Origin of the sequence: Oceanispirochaeta sp. M1 (genome assembly GCF_003346715.1) — a bacterium.
In the GTDB taxonomy this organism is placed as follows: domain Bacteria; phylum Spirochaetota; class Spirochaetia; order DSM-2461; family DSM-2461; genus Oceanispirochaeta.
The window spans coordinates 57,606-79,289 of sequence record NZ_QQPQ01000004.1 but is presented as its reverse complement, the minus strand read 5'-3'; the positions used below and the strand labels follow the sequence as shown (position 1 = coordinate 79,289).

Annotated in this window: 19 protein-coding genes; 9 read left to right on the top strand and 10 right to left on the bottom strand. The window is 43.6% G+C overall.

Features of this window, described 5'->3' with window-relative positions:
• Positions 1–12: 12 nt before the first annotated feature.
• The 6 genes from DV872_RS03605 to DV872_RS03580 are packed head-to-tail and all read right to left on the bottom strand — an operon-like array spanning position 13 to position 6,758.
• The gene (locus DV872_RS03605; protein WP_114628484.1) at positions 13–663 is read right to left on the bottom strand and encodes a YdcF family protein; all 651 of its coding nucleotides are present in this window, start codon (positions 661–663) and stop codon (positions 13–15) included.
• On the bottom strand, positions 660–1,844 hold the full coding sequence (locus tag DV872_RS03600; RefSeq protein WP_158546815.1) for an AGE family epimerase/isomerase: 1,185 nt from the start codon (positions 1,842–1,844) through the stop codon (positions 660–662). The genes DV872_RS03605 and DV872_RS03600 overlap by 4 nt, the downstream gene beginning before the upstream one ends.
• Positions 1,845–1,854: 10 nt before the next feature.
• Positions 1,855–2,916, bottom strand: a complete 1,062-nt coding sequence (locus tag DV872_RS03595) for a uroporphyrinogen decarboxylase family protein (RefSeq protein WP_114628482.1) — start codon at positions 2,914–2,916, stop codon at positions 1,855–1,857.
• On the bottom strand, positions 2,913–4,598 hold the full coding sequence (locus DV872_RS03590) for a sulfatase (RefSeq protein WP_199563420.1): 1,686 nt from the start codon (positions 4,596–4,598) through the stop codon (positions 2,913–2,915). Before DV872_RS03590 ends, DV872_RS03595 begins: the two co-directional genes overlap by 4 nt.
• Positions 4,599–4,617: 19 nt before the next feature.
• Positions 4,618–5,298 carry a GntR family transcriptional regulator gene (locus tag DV872_RS03585; protein ID WP_158546814.1) on the bottom strand — a complete coding sequence of 227 codons (681 nt, stop codon included), beginning with the start codon at positions 5,296–5,298 and terminating at the stop codon, positions 4,618–4,620.
• A complete protein-coding gene (locus DV872_RS03580; protein WP_114628480.1) occupies positions 5,295–6,758 on the bottom strand; it encodes a sulfatase in 1,464 nt (487 codons plus the stop codon). The genes DV872_RS03585 and DV872_RS03580 overlap by 4 nt, the downstream gene beginning before the upstream one ends.
• Before the next feature lie 164 nt (positions 6,759–6,922).
• Between DV872_RS03580 and DV872_RS03575 the strand changes: the two genes are divergently transcribed.
• From DV872_RS03575 to DV872_RS03535, 9 genes are all read left to right on the top strand, one after another.
• Positions 6,923–7,849, top strand: a complete 927-nt coding sequence (locus DV872_RS03575; protein ID WP_114628479.1) for a dihydrodipicolinate synthase family protein — start codon at positions 6,923–6,925, stop codon at positions 7,847–7,849.
• 3 nt (positions 7,850–7,852) lie between these two features.
• Complete coding sequence (locus DV872_RS03570) at positions 7,853–9,358, top strand: sulfatase-like hydrolase/transferase (RefSeq protein ID WP_114628478.1); 1,506 nt, start codon at positions 7,853–7,855, stop codon at positions 9,356–9,358.
• Positions 9,351–10,745, top strand: a complete 1,395-nt coding sequence (locus DV872_RS03565; RefSeq protein ID WP_114628477.1) for a sulfatase — start codon at positions 9,351–9,353, stop codon at positions 10,743–10,745. The genes DV872_RS03570 and DV872_RS03565 overlap by 8 nt, the downstream gene beginning before the upstream one ends.
• A gap of 102 nt (positions 10,746–10,847) precedes the next feature.
• Positions 10,848–12,542: an ABC transporter substrate-binding protein gene (locus DV872_RS03560; RefSeq protein ID WP_114628476.1), complete on the top strand. Its 1,695-nt coding sequence runs from the start codon at positions 10,848–10,850 to the stop codon at positions 12,540–12,542.
• Positions 12,543–12,673: 131 nt separating this feature from the next.
• Positions 12,674–14,113, top strand: coding sequence for a sulfatase-like hydrolase/transferase (locus DV872_RS03555; RefSeq protein ID WP_158546813.1), 1,440 nt, complete (start codon positions 12,674–12,676; stop codon positions 14,111–14,113).
• Positions 14,114–14,157: 44 nt separating this feature from the next.
• Positions 14,158–15,144, top strand: a complete 987-nt coding sequence (locus DV872_RS03550; RefSeq protein ID WP_370446647.1) for an ABC transporter permease — start codon at positions 14,158–14,160, stop codon at positions 15,142–15,144.
• Positions 15,145–15,152: 8 nt separating this feature from the next.
• Positions 15,153–16,067 carry an ABC transporter permease gene (locus tag DV872_RS03545; RefSeq protein WP_114628473.1) on the top strand — a complete coding sequence of 305 codons (915 nt, stop codon included), beginning with the start codon at positions 15,153–15,155 and terminating at the stop codon, positions 16,065–16,067.
• Between the two features lie 12 nt (positions 16,068–16,079).
• The gene (locus DV872_RS03540; protein WP_114628472.1) at positions 16,080–17,078 is read left to right on the top strand and encodes an ABC transporter ATP-binding protein; all 999 of its coding nucleotides are present in this window, start codon (positions 16,080–16,082) and stop codon (positions 17,076–17,078) included.
• Complete coding sequence (locus DV872_RS03535; protein ID WP_114628471.1) at positions 17,078–18,088, top strand: ABC transporter ATP-binding protein; 1,011 nt, start codon at positions 17,078–17,080, stop codon at positions 18,086–18,088. The genes DV872_RS03540 and DV872_RS03535 overlap by 1 nt, the downstream gene beginning before the upstream one ends.
• An 80-nt stretch (positions 18,089–18,168) precedes the next feature.
• Here DV872_RS03535 and DV872_RS03530 read toward each other — a convergent pair whose 3' ends face one another.
• The 4 genes from DV872_RS03530 to DV872_RS03515 form a co-directional block, all read right to left on the bottom strand.
• On the bottom strand, positions 18,169–18,855 hold the full coding sequence (locus DV872_RS03530; protein ID WP_114628470.1) for a 4Fe-4S double cluster binding domain-containing protein: 687 nt from the start codon (positions 18,853–18,855) through the stop codon (positions 18,169–18,171).
• Complete coding sequence (locus DV872_RS03525; protein ID WP_114628469.1) at positions 18,852–19,985, bottom strand: uroporphyrinogen decarboxylase family protein; 1,134 nt, start codon at positions 19,983–19,985, stop codon at positions 18,852–18,854. The genes DV872_RS03530 and DV872_RS03525 overlap by 4 nt, the downstream gene beginning before the upstream one ends.
• A gap of 96 nt (positions 19,986–20,081) precedes the next feature.
• The gene (locus tag DV872_RS03520; RefSeq protein ID WP_158546812.1) at positions 20,082–20,699 is read right to left on the bottom strand and encodes a GntR family transcriptional regulator; all 618 of its coding nucleotides are present in this window, start codon (positions 20,697–20,699) and stop codon (positions 20,082–20,084) included.
• 97 nt (positions 20,700–20,796) lie between these two features.
• Positions 20,797–21,675, bottom strand: coding sequence for a carbohydrate ABC transporter permease (locus DV872_RS03515; protein WP_114628467.1), 879 nt, complete (start codon positions 21,673–21,675; stop codon positions 20,797–20,799).
• Positions 21,676–21,684 lie beyond the last annotated feature (9 nt).

Below are 21,684 nucleotides of genomic sequence, written 5' to 3'. Positions count from 1 at the left end.
AAATCCTCATTGTTAAATTAAATGCCCGGTGAATCCTGCATCCAGCAGGGAGCTGTAGGCTTCCATGATCTCCTGGGGGACCTTCTGCTTTATCTGAAATCCCCTTGCAGGATATTCAATAATCCTCTGTAGATCACCGGTCATAATATTAATAAGTTCATCCTTGCTGACATCATTATTGGGATAGTCATCAAAGTTGATTGGAGGGGAGGTTATCTTCAGTTTTTTACCAGGCCAATGGACCTTGATAGTCGCAAAAGCCCGGCGTTCCATATAGGGTTTCTGTACGGCAAGTATGTTCTGATGAGGAATCCCTTTTTCTTTCAGAATAATTTCTGACAGCAGAACATTTTCTCCTGTATTTTCAGCATGGCATTCCAGAATCATTCTATCCCGTGGTACTCCTGCAGCTTCAGCGCGATCAGCAAACATTTCGGCTTCACTTTTTCCCCAACCCGTCTCCAGCATATCGCCATGGTGGGCCATTCCTCCTGAAAACAGGATATACGGCGCCAGATCTTTCAAGAATAATGACGCAGCATAGTCCGCAACTCTGAGATCATGACTGCACAGTACAAAGATAAGGTCTGATTTCTCAATATCATGATTGATATGGTGGAAATCCCAGAGTCTGCGGGCGGCATCTTCAATTTGTTTTGTCATTTACTACTCATGTTCTCCAGTCTTTTATATACCTTAATCAGGAAACGGGGGATATGGAAGGGGCCTTTGAAGTGATTGCCCTTGAGTTCCACCTGAACAGATCCGTCTCTTCTCAGATAACCGAACCACTCTCCTGCCTCTCTATCCGGAAAATGTGCCCAGGTATAATCATGAATCTTGTCAAACCAGTCCAGATATTTCTGTTCACCGGTCATATCATATGCCTGTAGAAAGGCAATAACAGCCTCACAGTGAGGCCACCAGTATTTCATATCCCATTCAACTTGTGCCGGATGTTTACCATCAACATCGACAAAAGAGAATATTCCTCCGAATTTCTCATCCCAACCCCTTTCAATAGACCACTCTATTATGGGAAGTGTTCTTTTCAGCAGAGCATCATCACCCCTGTATTCGGCTTCTTCAAAGATAAACCAGGCTGTTTCTATGGCATGACCGGGATTCACACAGCGTCCTTCGGGACCTTCTGTTCTCTCACCGTCGGGACCTACTGTTTCCAGTAATACCTTCAATTCCGGTTTTACAAAATATCGGAAGAGTTCGTCTATCTGTCTGTCAATTCTCTGTGTGTATTCTTCTGCACGATCGGGGTCCGCCTGTCTCAGGATCTGACAGAGGCTTATCATCATCATGGTCATGGAGTGGCCACGCATTGATCTGACCTCAGGATCTATTTTTGCTTCCAATGTTCCTGATGCAGAAAGTCGGTTGATCAATGCATACAGATCACGGGCTTCTTCAAGTGCTTTGCTATCCCCTGATATTTCTGAATAGGCAGCAAGACCGATTGCTGCAAAAACTTCAGAGAAAAGATAGCGACGCATTACAAGTCCTTCACCCTCTCTGGTCGTTTCAAAATACATGCGTCCGTCTTCGGCCCTCCGGAGCTTTTCCCGGATAAAACGGATTCCGTTTTCAGCAATCTTCAGCCACTCTTCTTTCTGTTCAATCTCCTTATAGAGGGTGGAGAATACCCAGACAGCACGGCCCTGAACCCAGCCGCCTTTATCAGTAGAGAGGGGCTGACCTTCTCTATCCAGAAAATCCATAAATCCGCCGTGTTCCCAGTCTACAGAATTATTCTGCCAGAAGGGGACTACATCATCTATGAGTTCTTTATAATAAAAATCTTTCAGTTCATTGATTTTATTCTTTGTCATTTTTATTCCTTTAACCTTTCCAGTTCTGTGCAGCCTCATACATGGCCACAATATTATCAGTGGGTATATCCACCTGAAAGTTATGTGTCGGACCGAGTATGAATCCGCCCCCCCTCATATCATCAAGCAGCCTCCATACAGCTTCTCTTACTTCCGAGGGGCTGCCGTGGGGCAGTAGCTCCTGTTCATCGATCCCTCCTGAGAAACAGAGTCTGTCACCGAACTCTTTCTTCAACTCCTCAGGAATCATTCCGGCAGCCTTTACCTGCAGCGGATCAAGTACATCCACTCCTGTCTCTATCAAATCAGGAATCAGGTCTCTTACGGCACCGCAGCTGTGCTGGTAATAGCGGGCACCCTCAGCCTTGGCAATATCAGCCATGGCTTTCAGGGGCGGCTGTATGAACTCTCTCCAGGGCTCGGGGCCCATCAGTAATCCCTGTTGAGTTCCGAAGTCATCTCCCAATCGGAAAAAATCTATTTTACCCTTGGCGGCAGCCATCATTTTTTTAATAAAAGGGAGCTGGAATTCCAGAATACGGTCTATGAGAGCCTGGTAGAATTCCTTATTGATATAGAGATCCATAAGGCTCCGCTCTACACCTATAAGGGACTGTATGGGATATTGAAGAATTCCAGGGGAACTGAATCCGGGAGCTGTCATAATTGCAAAGTCTTTATAACTGTCACAGTCTCTGCTTAGATTTGTGAAGTCCCACCATGAAAGATCCGGCAAGGGCCAGTTTTTTGCATCTTCAGGAGATTCCAATTTTTCCATGGGCAGATCTTTTTCATTCCAATATCCTGCCTTGTCTTCGAATTCCGTATACTCCCAGGACACTCCCCAGTAATCTCTTTTTTCTGTATCGGAAATCTGAAGATTCGAGCCGATATATTCAGGTCCGACCCAACGGAAATCAATACCGAATGAGCTATAGAGCTCTTCAATATCTTCTATTTGAAGATCTTTCAGCAGTCTGCTTCTGACCTCAGGGACATCTCTGTACATAAGGGGAACCCTGTCTGCTTCTTCATGTGCCAGGGCCGCAAATACTCTTTCTCTGGAGGTCATCCTTTTATTACCTTCTCTTTTTTAAGAAGTTCTGTTATTTCTTCATCACTGTAATTACCGTTTTTCTGCCAGGCATTCAGATCAAGTTCCTGAAAATGGACTACTTTTTCATTTTTACTGACCTCAATGATTTCATCCAGATGGCTGTTCATGGCATCTTTTTCTTCTGTTTTTGTAATTTTATCCTGAAAGATCGGAAAGGCTTTATTTCTATAGGGCTTGGGGATATAGTCATCCAGTTTAATAAAATCACCATTTACCACAGTACCCGGCATTCCCCAGAGCTCTTCTTTTTCAACTAGAGCATCGTGTAATCTGACTTTGTGGCTGATCAGTTCTTCATTCATCGGAAGGACCATCAGGTTTCGGCATTCACCGGGATCATTGTTCAGATCAAAGAGCTCTTCCCGGCCGCCGCCGAAATAATAGTTGTATTTATATTGCTTATCCCTCAGGCTGATCCAGCGCCTGTTACCCGTAGAATATTCCACATACTGATATTCACGGTCCTTCTCAGCATTCCCTGATATAAGACTCTCACCCGGCAGGTCATGATCTCCCGGATATTCCAATTCGGCAGCATCCAGTATTGTGGGGTACAGATCGTTCAGATCAACCAGTTCATCATTGATCATACCGGCTTTAACTCTTCCCGGAAAATGGATGATCATCGGGATCTTCGAACAGCTGTCATAGGGAAGCCACTTCTGGTAAGTACCATGATCTCCCAGCATCTCTCCATGATCACTTGTTAAAATGATCATGGTATTATCTAGTTGTCCACTCTCTTCCAGTGATTCAATAATACGTCCCAGATTGCTGTCAATGTGGCTGACTGCAGCATAATAGAGTTCTCTCATTCGTCTGAGATAAGCCTTGTCGGGAATGTCTCCCAGCAATTTGTTCTCTTCGGCAAGAGGGCTTGTTTCCGTCTCCGATTCGTAGGCTTCAGGAAGATCTGCGTCTTTGTATAGATCAGCATATTCGGGTGGAACATCAAAAGGCGGGTGGGGTGCTATCCAGCCCAGTTTCAGCATCCAGGGATGTCTTCCTTTGTTTGTATCAATGAAATCAATGGCTCTGTCGGCAACCCATGTGGTTCCGTGATGTTCATCTGGTATCTGTGACTGTTGGGGAACCATATATAAAAGATTCCTTACTCCATGGATATTTTTTATATGTCCCAGTCCCTGTTCTTTGAGGTAGATGAGGTAGTCATCCTGTTCTCTGAAAGCGGGTACTTCCTGCATCAACTCCATATTGAGATAACCGTTATGTCTTCGGGGCGGGTAGAAGTGGTTTTTTCCTATGGTTCTTGTCTCATAGCCGTTATCAGAGAGAATTTCCGGAAATGTGGGGAGTCCCGGAGGCATTCCGAACCCCCAGCAGTTATCCGGATATCCATGATATCTGGCGGGGAGTCCTGTCAACAGGTTATGCCGGGCAGGCATACAGATAGGGTTTGGTGAATACGCGTTTTTATACAGCCTTCCGCCGGCAGCAAGTCTATCCATATGCGGTGTGTGCATGAACTCGGCACCTGCCGCTCTGATTGTATCCCATCGCTGCTGATCGGTCATTATCAGAAGAATATTTGGTCTGTTATCTTTCTTTTTTAACTGATCAACCCTGTACTGATGACTGACTGATGAGGACATAGCCTGTTTTTCTTTGTACTCCATAAATATCTCCTTTTTTTAACTAGAATTGACGTGACATAACCAGAAGTGCTTTTCTAAGTCCATTCTGAACGGATTTTCGAGCTGCCTGTTCGGCTGCATCGGGATCTTTTTCCTGTATTGCCTTGTAAATCATGCTGTGCTGATTGAATGTATCTTCAAAGCTGCTTCTGTCTATCAGGTTTGCCTGTTTTTCTTCATTCACCAGATAGATCCTGTCAGCTATATACAGAACCTTCTCCAGGATCAGATCATGCTGCTGTTTCATATGGGGATTTCTGGCTCCCCTGGCTATGATTCTGTGAAATTCAAGATCTATTTTGGAGAAGGTTGCCTGATCAAAATTATTGAGGTTTTCTTTCATTGCCTCAAGATTCATCTCCAGATAATAGAGCTGGGAGACATCCATCCTCTGGGTAAAAAGCCTGGCCAGCATCCCGTCCAGGGCTTCTCTGTAGTTATAGAGATCAATTATATCCTGCTCGTTATACTCTTTAATCTGGTAGCCGTTTTTTCCAGTACGTTCGATAAAGCCCTCATGGATCAGCTGCTGTACAGCTTCCCTGACAGGTATACGGGATTTATTAAGCTGTTCTGCCAGGAATATTTCTGTGATTCGCTGTCCTGGGAGTATATGTCCTTCCAGGACCAGATCTTTCAGTTTCTCATAGGATGTCTTCTCTACTGATTGATCTATACTCATGACAACCTTTCCTCCAAAGCCTTCCTGCATTCCGGGTATAGGGAATCATCTGTCTGGTGCATCCATATAATCAGTTTCTCTCTTAACCTGGCTTCACTTTGAGAATATTCAATATTCCTGGATAGGTTGATATTTTCAGACAGATCTTTTTCCAGATCATATAATTCCCACTTATCACTACGGTTCCAGATGAGTTTCAGTTGATTATCAGTGACCATTCTCCAATCGGTTTCTTTATGAAACTGCCCAAGAGGTTTTTGCTCTGAAAATAGATAGGTCTCTCTGTCATCAGGGGCTTTTTCCAGAAGCCAGGGGCTCAGGTCAGTACCTTCATAGCTGTCAGGAACAGAAAAATTATTCTGAGTGAGAATAGTAGGAGCAATATCCAGCAGAGTCGCCGCTGTTTCACTTCTCTGTCCCTGAGCCAGCCATGGGGCAGAAAAGAGGAGAGGAACACGCAGAGATTCCTCATAGGCCTGCATCTTATGCCATAAACCATGACTGCCCAGCATTTCTCCATGATCGCTTGTATAGATTATCAAAGTGTCTTCCAACACTCCCTGTTCATCCAGTTCATTAATCAGTCTGCCGATCTGGTGATCAATATAGGAAACAAATCCGTAGTACACGGCCATACTTTTTTTCCATGATTTCCAGTCATTGCCGTGATCTTTCCACAGTTGTCTGTAAAAACTTGTCTCCTTGCAATCCGGTTCGCCGTCGGAGGGGTGGAAGTTCTCGGGTTCTTCAATATCTTCCTCGTTATACATGGAGTACCAGGGTTCGGGAATCATGAATGGAGGATGAGGGCCGTTGAAGCCGCATCCAATAAAAAATGGTTTATCCCCGGGGCGTTCTTGCAGGTAATTCAGAGCAATATCCGTAATCCAGGCATCATTGTACTCTTCACCCTTCAGGGGGCTGACTTTTGTATGGGGGATGGACATGGGAGGCTGTCTGTGTGATCGAACTTCAAAATCATTCAGGGACCAGCCCCTTTCTGGGAGATTCTGTTTTTTCAGCCAATCTGTATACTGTTTATTGTCACATCCATAAGAATTGTCAAACCAGTCAGGCAGAATATCGTTCCCCAGATGCCATTTACCTGCGTAGCCTGTGTAATAACCACACTCTTTAAAAGGTTTTGTCAGCAATGGGTCTTCACGGAGGGACGTTGAATTGAGCATCATATCTGTTTCAACTCCCCATGCAAGATCATCACGTGCCCCGAGATCTTCCTCTTCAAGAATCCCCCTTGCCTGATGGGGATAGAGGCTTGTAAATAATGAGCATCTTGCTGGTCCGCATAGTGGTGCGGGAGACAGGGCTTTATCAAAATGTACCCCCCTCCTGAATAGCTTATCCATATGGGGAGTCTGAACAATCCCGTTTCCTCTGAAACTCATGGCTGACTGTCGATGCTGATCAGAAATAATAAGAAGGACGTTCTTGTTGTCCATAATTGCCTCCGGAGTTCTCTTTGTATCCCATTGTATACCGATGTATAAATAAATCAAGAAAAAACTTGACAATCTTTGAAAATAGGCAATAGACTGGTATACAAGATTGAATTATGAAAAAAATCAGTCCCGGTAAATCCGGAAACTGTATTCAGGAGAAGTAAATGTCCAGATATAAATTGAAAGATATAACAGGTGTAATTCCTGCATTAATAACTCCCTTTTCAAAAGATGAGTCTATTAATGAGAAAGGATTAAGAGATCTTGTTGAACATCTGATTAAGAAAGGAGTCAACGGCCTATATTTAACAGGTAGTACGGGTGAAGGTTTTCTGATGACTCCGGATGAGAGAAAACAGGTCGTCACCATGGTTGTAGATCAGGTAGATGGTCGTATTCCTTTAATGGTTCATGTAGGTGCCATCGGTACCAGGATCTCTATCGAACTGGCTCAGCATGCCGAAAAGGCCGGTGCGGATGTGATTTCATCTGTTCCACCATTTTACTGGAAGTTTTCAGATGACAGTATATATAAGTACTATAAGGAGATAACCGCTTCCACTAAGCTTCCTATGGTTGTGTATAACATTCCCCTTGCAGGACTTGTCGGATTTGATCAGATCAAGAGATTTGCCGAAATTGATGGTGTTGAGGGAATAAAATTCACAGCTACAACCCACTTTGAAATCATGAGAATGAAAGAGGAGATCGGTAAAGATTTTATGATCTATTCCGGTTGTGATGAAATGTCCCTCTCTGGACTCTCCTTCGGAGCGGATGGTTTGATTGGATCATTCTATAACCTGATGCCTGAAGTCTTTATCAGGATATATAAGGCAATGAAAGCTAAGGATTATAAATCTGCCGAAGAGCAGCAGATGGTAGCCAATGCATTGATTGTTCATTGTACAACAGGAAATTACGTAGGTATGATGAAACGGGCTCTGACCTGGATGGGGATTGATGGAGGATATTGCCGAAGTCCTTTTATCAATATCACGAAGTCAGAAGAAGAACAGCTGAAAAAAGATTTTAAAAAGATAAAAGAAGAATACAAGATTGAAGGCATCGACTTCCTGGAGTGCCTTTAAATCATGACTCGCCCCAATGTTCTCTGGATAGGTGCAGACCAGCTGAGGTTTGATACTTTGTCATCCAATGGAAACCCTTATTGCCGGACTCCCCATCTCGATACACTGGCGGAAGAGGGTGTTCATTTTGACAGGGCCTACACAACCTGCAGTCTCTGTTCTCCTGCCAGAGCATCCATGCTGACGGGCTTATATGCCTTTAAACATGGAATGGGTACCAATTGTGATATGTATCATTTTTTGGCTCCGGAACTCACAGATCCGTCTCAGCTGCTGCATCATCACTTCAAAAATGAGGGATATAGATGTGCTTTTGCCGGAAAATGGCATGTAGGTACAGAGAAAGGGCCGGGAGATTATGGCTTTGAAGGAATGAGTTTGCCAGGATATGGAAACATCCGTGAGAATGAAGAGTTTAAAGATTACCTGAAGGATAAGGGTCTTGAATATAAACCTGTTCCTGAAATCTTTTTGAACCCCGATAAGCAAACTCTGGTAACAGGTCGCTGGGGAGGTCCTCAGGAATCTACCCCTTCCCATTATCTGGCAGATAGAACAATTGAAATGATGGATGACTATTCTGGTAAAGATGAACCATTTTTTATTACATGTCAGTTCTGGGGACCTCATGGTCCGCATATGCCCTCGGATGAGTTTTATGGCCTTCATGATCCCGGGAAAATTGAGCCCTGGAAAAACTTTAAGGATGATCTTGATTCTAAACCTCGGAGAATAAAGAGGGAAAGGGATGATTTTTACAGAGATTATCCGGATGACTGGAGCAAGGCATCTGAAATTGTTGCCCGTTATTATGACTGTACCGCCATGCTGGATTTTGAAGTCGGTAGAATGCTCTCATGGATGGAAGAAAATAACATTCTTGATAATACAATTATAGTTTTTTCGACTGATCACGGTGATATGACTGCTTCTCATGGAGGTCTGCAGGATAAAGGTCTTCTTTATGAAGAAACACAGCATATTCCTCTGATGTTTTACTGGAAAGGTCATCTTCATAGGGGGGCGCGTAAAGATTTAGCCCTCAATATGGATATCATACCCACTCTGATGGATCTCTGTTCCATTCCAATTCCTCAGAATCTTGACGGTATTTCTCTTCAATCTGCTCTGTACAATGAAGAGGGCAGAGAACAGAGGGAAGAAGTACTTCAGGAATTTCATGGACTTCGTTTTCTTTATTCTCAGCGGGCTATGGTCAGCGATGACAATTGGAAATATATTTTTACTCCCGGTGATTATGATGAGGTTTATGACCTGAATCAGGATCCTGATGAGTTGAATAATCTGATTGATAATCCTGCCGCCCAGGACAAGATTGAAGAGCTTCGAAATCGCTTGAGAAAGGTGACTGCTCAGTCCGGTGATCCTCTCAAAGATTGTGTAAGCAAGTTTTTCGGTGTCTGGCGTACAGGCTCCGGTCAGATTGATGCCACATCATTTTTTGATGATTCCCTGACTGCCGGTCTGAAGGGGGAAACAGGTGTCTGAAAAACCGAATATCATTTTACTTTATTGTGATCAGCTCAATGCCCGTCTCCTTGGATTCAATGGGAACAAAGATATTAAAACCCCTAATCTGGATGCCCTTGCCGAAAGGTCTTTTGTTTTTGATAACGCCTACTGTAATAATCCAATCTGTACTCCCAGCAGAATGAGTCTGCTTTCGGGTCAATATGCATCCACACATGGATACTATGGTCTCTATGGCGAAGAGCCTCATCCCCTGACCAGTATGTTTAAAACTTTTTCTGAACAGGGATATAGATGCGGTGCACTGGGGAAACTTCATACACCCCGTTACTGGGTGGAAAAAGATGCAGATTATGTATATGACGAGTTTCTGGAGTTTCCCAAGTATCTGGAAGGGGCAGGGCTGTATGAAGACAATGACAACCGTTTTTATGAGGGTGTTGTTACAGGTAAACCTTCAAAACTCCCTTATGAACACAGTTGTGAATCTGCTCTTGCCAAACTGACTCTTCGCTTTGTGAATCAGAATGTAGAGAAAAATGAAAAGGTAAAAGCCGACGAGCCCTGGTTTGCCTGGGTCAGTTTTGCAAGACCTCATCAGCCCTATACACCTTCCGAGCCTTTTGCTTCTCTCTATCCTGCTGAGTCTGTTTTCCTCCCCCCTGTGGATGATTGTGAAAAAGACTCTGTGAAAAATCAGAGATCTGTTGTGGAAGAAGAAAAACTCAGAGAGTGTGTTTCATCTTATATGGGTCTGATTTCCCAGATAGATCATAGCATCGGTCTGATTCTGAAAGGTCTGGAAGATTCCGGGCAGCTGGAGAATACGATTCTTGCGTTTACAACAGATCATGGTGATTTTGCAGGAGAACATGGACTCTACTCAAAAATCGGAGGTATCAGCTACAAGGCTGTTACAAAGGTCCCTCTTTTCTTCTGTGATTTCCGGAACAAAATAAATGGACGCTCTGATGAACTTATAGAATCTGTAGATGTTTTTCCGACAATTTGTGATATGGCCGGCCTGGAGACACCGAATACTATTCAGGGATTTTCCTTCCATAAGCATATAAACGGCAAAGATCAGAAGAAGAGAAGTTCTGCACTGACAGAAAATATTCATAGAAAAGCCCTGGCAACCAGGGAGTATCGCTATATCTCTAATTTAGAGAATGAAAAAGATGAGCTCTATGACCTGATAAATGATCCCTGGGAGCACAATAACCTGATTGATAATGAAGGGTATAAAGACAAGGTTGCCGAGATGTCCAGACTGCTGTTAAAGAGACTGTCTCAGGCCAGAAAACCATATAACAGCTTGAATGGTTTCTGGTATCACCACCAATACGATGATGATGGCAGAATGGATACAAAAAATAATGCTGAGCCAGGAGCCCAGTGGTAAACATGTACATTATTTTCTGCTTTTGCAGAAGAATTGTAAATAAAGAGGATTGCAGCGCTTCAATAACTGCAATTTGAATTGATTTAATTTAGGAGGATTCTTATGAAGAAAGTGCTCAGTGTTGTATTACTGACCATTCTTATGACTGCCATGGCTTTTGCAGCAGGTGGTCAGGAAGAGTCTGCAGGTTCATCTGCAGATATGGGAAATATGGATTATGCCCTTGAACAAGTCGGCCCTATAACAGGTAGTCCCTTAAGTGATATCCGTGTCAGACAGGCAATTGGATATGCGATTGATATGGATGCCGTTTGTGCCAGTCTTTTTGAAGGAAAAGCCGTTCCTGCAGACAGCCTCATTGAAAATGGTCCCTGGAAAGCAACGGGACTGGATCGATATAAATATGATCCTGAAAAAGCCAAGGCTCTTCTGGCAGCAGCCGGTTGGGATTCTGATTATGTCCTGGATGTTGTTTATTACTATGGCGATCAGCTTACAGTAGATCTTATGACAGTAATGCAGGCATACCTTGGTGAAGTAGGAATGCAGATGACCTTCAGACGTGTGACAGGTGATGTTGCCAGTCAGCTCTGGGTTTCTCCTGCCAATCAGGAAATCGGACCTGCAGAAGTAGACTGGGACATTGCCTATGGTGCCATCGGTTCTGCTGTTCTTGGTGGATTCTTCGGCCGTTTTACTTCTACCGCTGCCAACAATTCTCATACCCCTACAGATGTAAAATATGATGCTCTGGTTGATGCTACCCGTTCTACTGCGGATGTTGCTAAACAGATGGCTGCATACAATGCACTGTCCAAATATGAAAATAAAGCTCTGTATGGCCTTCCTCTCTATTACCAGCAGGTTTTCGTTGCTGAAAGTAAACGCGTTGACAGAAAAGGTATACCCTATGGAAACGAGCAGTTTGCTTACAACTGGAGAATCATTGACTGGGATGTTACACCCGATAAAAATGGTGAAAGAACCCTTTATATGAACTCCGGACCCACTGAGTTCTTCCAGCATACATTTGTAAATCCCGGCCTTATGAGCACTAATAAACTGATCTTTGATCGTCTGATCACAGCTGATGGGTCCCTCACTCCGTCTCAGGGACAGCTCGCTGAAGATTACTCTTTGAGTGCAGATGGTCTTACTTTGACCATGGATCTCAGAAATGGTGTGAAATGGCATGACGGTGTTGATTTTACTGCTGAAGATGTACAGTTTACAATTGAATATACCCTGAAGGTCCCCGGTATCAACCCCATTGTTGAAAAGACTTATGCCTCCATCGAAGGTGCTGAAGCCTATAAATCCGGATCAGCTGATTCTGTAAGCGGTATTCAGATTGACGGTGACAGAATTACAATTAAGTTTGCAAAACTTGATCCCGATGCAGTATTTTCTTTTTCACAGTGGCCTCCTCTTCCCAAGCACCTTCTTGAAGGTACTGATCCTGTAACTGCTCAGCAGAACTCCTACTGGCAGAAACCCCTGGGAACAGGACCATTCATGGTAGATGAAGTGAATATGAATGACTACTGTACCCTCGTTCCCTTTGATAAATACTGGGATAAAACAGGTACAGGAAATATTGAAAAAGTATTCCTGACACCCTCAATGGATTCCGATCCTAACCTGGTTGTAAATGCTGAAGCTGGTATGATTGATTACGCTTTTACTAAAGTAGTTGCTGATGTTCAGGCTATTGAATCCATGGATAACATGAAAATCATCCCTGTAGACATTCGCTACACAAGACTTCTTTACTTCAACAAATTTGATAGAAAATAATTAAATTGATTTTGGTTCAGGCAGGATGACTAGCAAAAAGGAAATCCTGCCTGTTTTTATCCCTTTTTTATAAATGAGTTTTAGACAAGCAGGTAGGTTTTATTGAAATGGCAGCTCCAGAAGATAATTTTATGAAAGATGAAAGGCCTAATGTACTGATGATCTGTGTTGATCATTGGCCGGGAGCTCTCCTGGGCTCTGCCGGTCATAAGGGTATCATGACGCCTACACTGGATCAGCTCTGTGATAACGGAATCCTATTTACTGAAGCCTATTCCTGTACTCCCACCTGCATTCCAGCCAGGCGTACTCTAATGACGGGTACCAGTGCCAAAACCCATGGAGACAGGACATTTCAGCAGACTTTAAGAATGCCCGAAGGGATTCCTACACTGGCTGAAACAATGAAATCTGCGGGTTACCAATGCAGTGCTGTAGGCAAACTTCATACATATCCTCAAAGAAACCGTCTAGGTTTTGATGAGGCTCTGATCTGTGAAGAGGGGAGGCATCATCTTGGCCTTGATCGTGATGATTATGAGTTATATCTGGCCGAGAATGGACAGCTCGGTGCTGAGTTAAGCCATGGAATGAGTGTTAATCAATATACAGTCAGACCCTGGCATCTGGATGAAAAATATCATCCCACTCACTGGATTACAAAAAATATGTGCCGCAGTATTCAGAGACGAAATCCTGAAAAACCGGGATTCTGGTATTGTTCCTATACGGCTCCCCATCCTCCCATTACACCTCTGCATGATTATCTTGATATGTACCGTGATATTGAAATGGATGAACCCTATACAGCCGAATGGGCCGAAAACTATGACGAACTGCCTTATGCCCTTAAAAATCAGATAAACAGGAAAAGAACTCCTACTGGTCCCAGGGCAATGGAACAGGCCAAAAAAGGGTTTTATGCCCAGTGTACTTATGTGGATCATCAGATCAGATTACTTCTGGGGACACTCTGGGAGGAGGGGCTTCTTGATAACACCATGATTATTTTTACCTGTGATCATGGAGATGCCCTGGGAAACCATAATCTCCTGGGTAAAAAGCAGATGTTTGAATCCACAGCAAAAATCCCCATGATATTTGTTCCACCTGCCGGAACCGATATGGAGGGACTAAAAAAAGATAATTTAGTCTGTCTACGTGATGTAATGCCTACGATACTGGAACAATGTAATATACAGCTTCCCGACTCAGTTGAAGGACAGTCGATGTTTTCTGAGAGCTCTCGAGCCTATCTCTATGGTGAACATGATGAGGGTGATACAGCTACCAGAATGATCAGACAGGGTGATTATAAACTCATCTACTTTCCAACGGGTAATAGAAGCTATCTATTTGACTTGAAAAATGATCCCTGTGAACTTAATAATCTGGAAGAACATGAAGAATTTTCTTCCATTCTGGAGGAGTTAAAATCACTGCTGGTAAAAGAGCTTTATGGTGATGATCTTAAATGGATAAAAAATGGAACATTAATTGGTCTTCCTGATAAGGAGTATCAAGTTTTTGCTGACAGAAACCTGAGTGCTCAGAGAGGGTGGAGGATATAAATAAGAATATTCACTTCGGAGTTTCCGGAGCTATAATAAAATGATTGATACTGAATATAAGGAGAAGAAAATTGCTGACGTTTATTCTTAGACGCTTACTGATTATCATTCCGATGATTATTGTAATAAGTTTTCTTGTATTTGCAGGAATTGAATTGACTCCTGGTGATGCTGTTTCTTACATGGTCAGCCCCGATATGCTGGCCGAACTGTCGCCGGAGGCTCTTGATTCAATGCGGGACAGTCTGGGATTGAATGATCCCTTCATCGTCCGTTATTTCAACTGGGCCGAAGGGGTCTTCAAGGGAGATTTCGGCTATAGCCTGGCCAGCGGTGTACCTATCTCGGACATCGTATTTGACAGACTGCCCGCCACATTGGAGCTCTCTCTGGCTGCTCTGATATTATCATCAATATTCGGGAGTATTCTGGGAACTATCTCGGCTATCAAAAAAGGATCTTTAACGGATACGGTATTTACGATTGTAGGAATGATCGGAGTCTCCATTCCCCGGTTTTTCTTTGGACTGGTGGCTATCATGATCTTTTCATTGAAGCTGGGCTGGCTTCCCCATGGAGGCCGTCTGTTGCCTGGAATGGAGACATACTGGGACAGACTGCCCCATCTTATTTTACCAGCTCTTGTGCTGGCATTTACCCTGACTGCCGGTGTTATGCGTTATTCCCGGGCCAGTATGCTGGATGCCCTGAATAAGGAGTACATACGTACTGCCCGGAGCAAGGGACTTCCCGAATGGCGGGTCAACCTTGTTCATGGATTCCGTGTGGCTTTGACCCCTGTAATTGTTCTTGTCGGATTCCGTCTACCCATGCTTATAGGTGGAACAGTAGTCATCGAGAAAGTCTTTCAATGGCCGGGAGTCGGGAAGGAATTTGTGGATGCTGTGCAGTCGCAGAATCTGCCGCTGATTATGATGATCGCCCTGTTTACGGTCATGGCTGTTCTGGTTGCCAGTTTTCTGGTGGATCTGTTTACAGCCATGCTGGACCCGAGAATCAAGCTGGATTAGGGAAGGATATGAGAAAAACAAAACTTGATAAAAAAATGGATATCATGCGGGCCCGGGAAGAAGCCGGCCTGCTGAAAAGTGATGAGAAGAGCAGAACTGTAAAAAAGTTCAAGAGTAATAAACTTGCCGTTGCCGGGCTGATCATCTTTGGAATTATTATGATCATGACACTCCTGGCTCCTGTTTTTACACGTCATGATCCCATGAAAATAGATATTATGAATCGACTGGAATCACCTTCATCAGAGCATATCTTCGGTACTGATAAAACTGGACGTGATGTTTATGCAAGGGTTCTTTACGGTGGGAGAATCTCTATCTTTGTAGGTCTGGGTTCGGCTATCGGGTCGGCTCTGATCGGAGTGGCTCTTGGCTGCTATGCGGGATATAAGGGAGGTTGGCTGGATACCATCGTCATGAGAGCATCTGAGATGCTGATGTCTTTTCCCCGGATCATACTGGTTCTGCTGCTGGTCTCCATTGTAGGACCCAGTCTCTGGAATCTGATCTTTATTTTTATTATTTCGGGATGGGGGCCTATCTACAGGCAGACTCGTGCCAAGATGTTATCAATCCGGGAAGAAGAGTATGTTCAGGCATTAAATGCATTCGGTTTGAATGATCTTGTCATCTGTTACAAGCATATGCTGCCCAATGCTTTTGGTCCTATCATGGTAAATATAACTCTGAGTACGGCTATGTTTATTCTGCAGGAGACCTCATTGAGTTTCCTCGGTCTGGGTATCCCTTTGAACATTCCCACCTGGGGAAACATTCTCAATGTGGCTCAGGATATAACAGTACTGAAAGAATACTGGTGGATATGGCTCCCCGTAGGGATTGTCATTTCAATTTTTGTTCTCAGTGTCAATCTCATCGGAGATGGGCTTAGAGACAGTTCTGACCCATCACAACAAGGATAAGGAGGTTCGTTGATGAAAGATGATACAATCATAACTGTTGATGACCTGAAAACCTTCTTTTATACAAACAGCAGATGTAATAAAGCGGTTAACGGAGTCTCATTCAAGGTTCGAAAAGGAAGAACCCTCTGTGTTGTAGGAGAGTCGGGCTGTGGGAAAAGCGTAACAGCTTCCTCTATCATGCGCCTTCTTACAACTCTGTCCCGTATAGAAGACAGTGCCATTACCTATCACTCGGATAAGGGTGATGTCAGAATCGATCAGCTGAAGAAAAACGGGAAGGAGATGAGGATGCTCCGGGGCGGAGATATCTCCATGATTTTCCAGGACCCCATGACCGCCTTGAATCCGGTGTATTCTGTAGGCTTCCAGATAATGGAAAATCTGATCTATCATACGGATTTGTCTAAAAAGCAGGCCAGGGCTCGATCTGTAGAACTGCTGAAGCATATGGGAATTCCCATGCCGGAGCAGAGATTTCATGAATACCCCCATCAATTTTCAGGAGGAATGAGACAGAGGGCCATGATCGCCATGGCCATGAGCTGTAATCCCAAGGTGCTAATTGCAGATGAGCCGACAACGGCTCTGGATGTAACTATTCAGGCTCAGATTTTTGAGTTGATGGAAAAACTGAAAGATGAAAATGACACAGCCATTATGATGATTACCCATGATATGGGTGTTGTGGCAGAGCTGGCAGATGATGTTGTTGTCATGTATATGGGAAATATCGTGGAAGGGGGTACTATCGATCAGGTGCTCAGAAAGCCGGCTCATCCCTACACAAAGGCTCTACTGGAATCCATTCCCATCCTGGGAAAGGGGAAAGAGCAGGTCATTGAACCAATACGGGGAAATACCCCGGACCCTCTGAACCGTCCAAAGGGTTGTCAGTTTGCACCCCGTTGTGACTTTAAGACTGAAGCCTGTGAAGTAATGCCCGATGAAGAGTTTTTTGAAGGAGAACACAGGGTTCGATGCTGGAATTATAAGGAGGTACTGAAATAATGGTCAAAGATAAGGAAGTCCTCCTGAAATTAAGAGGAGTCAAGACATATTTTCCTGTAAAAAAGGGTGTGTTCAAACACACAGTCGGACATGTTAAGGCTGTTGACGGTGTAGATCTGGATGTTTATAAAGGTGAAACAATTGGCTTGGTAGGTGAGTCTGGATGTGGAAAAACCACATTGGGGAAATCAATTCTGCAGCTGGTGAAATCTTCAGAGGGCAGTATGGAATACAGTTTTGACGGAGAAGTCAGAGATCTGTGCGGGCTTTCAGAACAGGAGATGATGGATGCCCGGCAGAAATTGCAGATTGTTTTTCAGGATCCTCATTCCTCATTGAATCCTGCCTTTACCATATTCGGATCTCTCCAGGACCCTCTGAAAAGGTTCGGGATACAGAGTAAAGCTGAACGGAGGAAGATAATCGGAGACCTCCTTGAGGCTGTGAATCTCCGTCCCGAATATATGGATCGTTATCCCCATGAATTTTCCGGTGGTCAGAGACAGAGAATAGGTATTGCCCGGGCTCTGAGTGTCCAACCCGAACTTATTGTCTGTGATGAGGCAGTCTCAGCACTTGATGTTTCCATTCAGGCACAGGTTTTGAAACTGTTACAGAAGCTGAAAGATGAAAGAAATCTGACTTATATTTTCATAACCCATGATTTGAGTGTTGTTGAATATATCAGTGATAGAATTGCTGTTATGTATCTGGGTCGGATTGTTGAGCTTTCCCATGCGGAAGAGCTTTATTCCCATACACTGCATCCCTACACTAAAGCTCTATTATCAGCAATTCCTGTAGCGGATCTGGATAGAAAGACAGACAGAATCGTACTGCAGGGAGATGTGCCCAGTCCGGTTAATCCTCCTTCGGGCTGTCCTTTTCATCCCCGTTGTCCTCAGTGTAAGGATATCTGTAAAAAAGAAATTCCTGTTCTGAAAAAGTACAGTGTGAATGGTAAAGAACACTTTGGAAGCTGTCATTTGATAGAGGCTGATTTAGCTTGATTCACAGGAATCGAATTGTTAATTGATTGTTTATGCAGATTTTTAGAGCCGGGGATCCTGATGAAAAGATCCCCGGCTTTTTATTTACCGACGGGACATACGGAACGGCAAAGTCCACATTGCTTCGTATAGCCCAGGGGAGAGCTGCCGCCGTTCTCTTTCCTGTAATCGAGACAAAAATCTTTATTCACAGGAAGATAGGGCTCTCCCTGACCCGGCTCTCTGATAGCTCCGGAGGGGCATATTTTAATACATAGATTACATTTTATGCAGGGATCTGATGACAGGGGCTCATCAGCTGATAATTCAGCATTTGTCAGAATAGCCCCCAGTTGAACTTCCGGTCCATATTCCCCGGTAAGTATGATACCTATCCGGGAAATGAAACCAATACCCGCGGCCTGAGCAGCATGTCTGAGGGATATCCTTCCCTCAGAATCCTCTCTCTTTCGTATCGGGTAGAGTTTATAGGAACCTGTCACAGGAAAGGCTTTAAAGCCCTGCTTCTCGATATATCGTGATGTGGAATAAGCTGCATGCATCATCATATGCTTTGTCAGATCCTGAGAATAGGCCTGGGCGTCTTTATCCCGGCTCCTGGAGAACACATCCAGATGTTTAACACAGAATACCAGCACTGACCGGCAGTCAGGAAGCAGATCAAGGGGATGTTGACCGGGCAGAGAACCATCAAAGGCCTCAAGAGAAGCAATCCCCGCCTTATCGCTGAGAGTCAGGGCATATGTTTTTAATTCTTCAGAAGTCAAGTATCAGACCTGATCAGGTCCACCATCTTCTGAAAATCTTCCATGTTCATATCCGGTGGAATGGAATGATCTGTATGACAGATCCAGCCGCCTGTCTTAAACATTTCTTTACGGGTTTTCAGTTCCTCTTCCAGGGGCAGCCAGTCTTTACCCAGGAGGTGGGCATCTATATTGCCGTAAAAGGCCAGGCGATCCCTGTATTTTTCAACCATTGTTCTTATATCAAGCCCCGCTGAGGCCTGAAGGGGGTTCATGACCTTCACACCACAGTCAATCAGAGGCTCATAGAGCATCTCTGCATTTCCACAGCTGTGCATCCAGAAATCAATCCCTTCACTTTTAAGGAATTCTCCAAGTTTTTTTACAGAGGGCTGCAGTACATCCATCCACATATCAGGAGACATAAGAGGGGCGTTGCTGCCTCCCAGATCATCAACCATAAAATAACCATCCGGTCTCATGCCCTCTTTCAGACACTTTTTAAGTATATCCAATGTCAGGTTAAGATGAGTGTCAGCCATTTCACGGACCCAGTCCGGCTCCAGGGCAATATCCATCAGAAGATTGGAGAAATCTCTGTGACGCCAGGTCGCTTCCCAGGGGCCGTAGTTTTTGAAGAGAATGTACCGTTCTCTACTATTCACACTGTCAAATTTCTTTTTGGCTCCGGACCATGAGGGGTAGGGGAGGAAATGCTCAAAATAGTTGTGATCATCGATTCTTGCTGTATCATCTTCATCTAATACAAATCGGGGTTTAACCTCATTTTCCCAGGTTTCTCTGTCTTTTGTTTCAGTCGATACATAGTGAATGGAGCCGGATTTCTCCCAGGGCTTTTCGGCGGTATAGCCCCATCTGTCTGTATAAGTATAGTTCTCTCCGTCCCGGGAGAGTATCTTCTGTTCATAACGTGGTGAGGCATCCAGATACATGCATGCAATATCAAAATCAAAATAATCATCCACACTGGTTTTGCTTTTATCTGAAACATGAGGATAAATTTCAATATTTGATGGGAGGCCCTGATCTTTCCATATGGTTAAAGTGTCTGTCCAGAAGTCTTCATGAACTGGAATTCTATCCGGTTTCTGCCAATTAATTGCAGAAGCTACTCTTTCTCGGGATGTCATAAATATATCCTTATCAATATATGATTTAATTGAGTATATTATATAACATGTATACAAGAATTGTAAGAAACTATTACACCATAATATTAAAGAAAATCAGTTTTCACTAAGGTATCGGTTGATTTTTCTGTGGAGGTGATTTTCCACGAAACCCGCACCTTCCAAGTCTCTGTTTTTCAGATTATCAATTATTTTTTGATGTTCGATCTGAGTTTCTTCAGCGAGGTGCTTATCCATCATTTTATAAAACATATGACTGCTTCTCAGGTTTAGACGTTCAAAAAATGTTTTAAGAAGTTCATTTCCTGAAATACAGATAATATGATAATGGAATTCATAATGAACCTGTGCAAACTTCATCATATCGATAGGCTCCTGCAGGGTCAGAGAGTCCATCTCTTTTTTAAGTTTTTCCAGCCTCTTTATTTCTCTCTCACCCGCATTTTCACAGGCCTGCATGAAGGCAAGCCGTTCAAGTGCAGAGCGGACCTGCATGATCTCAACAAGATCCTGTGTTGTTTCAGTTTTTACATAGGTTCCGGATTTAGGTTTGATTACCACAAGGCCATCAAGCTCAAGGCGTTTCAGAACATCTCGAATAGGAGTGCGTGAGCAGTTGAACTCCTCAGCCAGTTTAATTTCAGATATTTTCTGTCCCGGTGTTATTGTTTCATTGAGTATTCTTGATCTGAGTTCCTGATAGATATCCGACATTGCCAAACCTTTATTTTTATTATTTGATAAATGTAACCTATTAAGCATAGTTTTACCAGATAATATACTGAACCCCTCCAGTGAGGAGGGGGGATACTTATCCTTTTACGGAACCCATCATAAATCCTTTTACAAAGTACTTTTGAATAAAAGGGTAGATACAGAGAATCGGCAGAGAGGTTATTACAATAACAGCCCCTTTTATGGATTCAGAAGGTAGTGGTTCATCATCCAGACTGCCTCCTATGTCTCCCAGTTGAGGAACTTCCAGTATCCGTTTAAGCAGATTCTGCATGGGATATAATTTCAGATCATTGATAAACATCTGTGCGTCAAACCAGGAATTCCAGTGCCATACGGCATAGAACAGAGAAATGGTTGCTACCGAGGGAAGGCAAAGGGGAAGAATGATTCTGAAAAATATGGATACATGGCTGCAACCGTCAATAATGGCTGCCTCTTCAAGACTGGCGGGAATCTGTTTGAAGAATGCAACCATCAGGAAGATATATTGAATATTCATCATCCATGGAAAGATTAGGGACCATAATGAATTAATCATCCCCAGATTTTTAATCAGTAGAAACTGCGGGATGATCTGTACAGGAAAGACCAGGCACATCACAAGCAGTATCTGTATGAATTTTCTGCCAGGTAAGTCGTCCTTTGATAATCCGTAGGCCATCGCTGTAGTGACGGAAATCTGTAGAAATGTTCCGACTATGGTTCTGAAGAACGTAATGCCGTATGCATTGTAGACCATCTTATTTTTCAGAATCATCTTGTACGAAGAAAAATCAAAATTATCGGGAATCAGGATCATCCCGGTACGGGTAAGATATTCCTGAGTGGAAACAAATGAAGACATCACTACCGACAAAAAGGGGACAAGAAAAATCAGTATCAGTAGAAACATCAGCAGAGTGTTGAATATACCGAAGGCCTTTTCTCCCCGGCTTAATAAAATATCGCTCATAGTATAACC

Excerpts from the sequence above, each read along its gene's own strand:
- DV872_RS03540 (WP_114628472.1), top strand. The coding sequence starts at position 16,080 with ATGAAAGATGATACAATCATAACTGTTGATGACCTGAAAACCTTCTTT.
- DV872_RS03575 (WP_114628479.1), top strand. The coding sequence starts at position 6,923 with ATGTCCAGATATAAATTGAAAGATATAACAGGTGTAATTCCTGCATTA.
- DV872_RS03590 (WP_199563420.1), bottom strand. The coding sequence starts at position 4,598 with ATGGAGTACAAAGAAAAACAGGCTATGTCCTCATCAGTCAGTCATCAG.
- DV872_RS03535 (WP_114628471.1), top strand. The coding sequence starts at position 17,078 with ATGGTCAAAGATAAGGAAGTCCTCCTGAAATTAAGAGGAGTCAAGACA.
- DV872_RS03595 (WP_114628482.1), bottom strand. The coding sequence starts at position 2,916 with ATGACCTCCAGAGAAAGAGTATTTGCGGCCCTGGCACATGAAGAAGCA.
- DV872_RS03570 (WP_114628478.1), top strand. The coding sequence starts at position 7,853 with ATGACTCGCCCCAATGTTCTCTGGATAGGTGCAGACCAGCTGAGGTTT.
- DV872_RS03555 (WP_158546813.1), top strand. The coding sequence starts at position 12,674 with ATGAAAGATGAAAGGCCTAATGTACTGATGATCTGTGTTGATCATTGG.
- DV872_RS03545 (WP_114628473.1), top strand. The coding sequence starts at position 15,153 with ATGAGAAAAACAAAACTTGATAAAAAAATGGATATCATGCGGGCCCGG.
- DV872_RS03585 (WP_158546814.1), bottom strand. The coding sequence starts at position 5,298 with ATGAGTATAGATCAATCAGTAGAGAAGACATCCTATGAGAAACTGAAA.
- DV872_RS03520 (WP_158546812.1), bottom strand. The coding sequence starts at position 20,699 with ATGTCGGATATCTATCAGGAACTCAGATCAAGAATACTCAATGAAACA.
- DV872_RS03605 (WP_114628484.1), bottom strand. The coding sequence starts at position 663 with ATGACAAAACAAATTGAAGATGCCGCCCGCAGACTCTGGGATTTCCAC.
- DV872_RS03515 (WP_114628467.1), bottom strand. The coding sequence starts at position 21,675 with ATGAGCGATATTTTATTAAGCCGGGGAGAAAAGGCCTTCGGTATATTC.
- DV872_RS03525 (WP_114628469.1), bottom strand. The coding sequence starts at position 19,985 with ATGACATCCCGAGAAAGAGTAGCTTCTGCAATTAATTGGCAGAAACCG.
- DV872_RS03580 (WP_114628480.1), bottom strand. The coding sequence starts at position 6,758 with ATGGACAACAAGAACGTCCTTCTTATTATTTCTGATCAGCATCGACAG.
- DV872_RS03560 (WP_114628476.1), top strand. The coding sequence starts at position 10,848 with ATGAAGAAAGTGCTCAGTGTTGTATTACTGACCATTCTTATGACTGCC.
- DV872_RS03600 (WP_158546815.1), bottom strand. The coding sequence starts at position 1,844 with ATGACAAAGAATAAAATCAATGAACTGAAAGATTTTTATTATAAAGAA.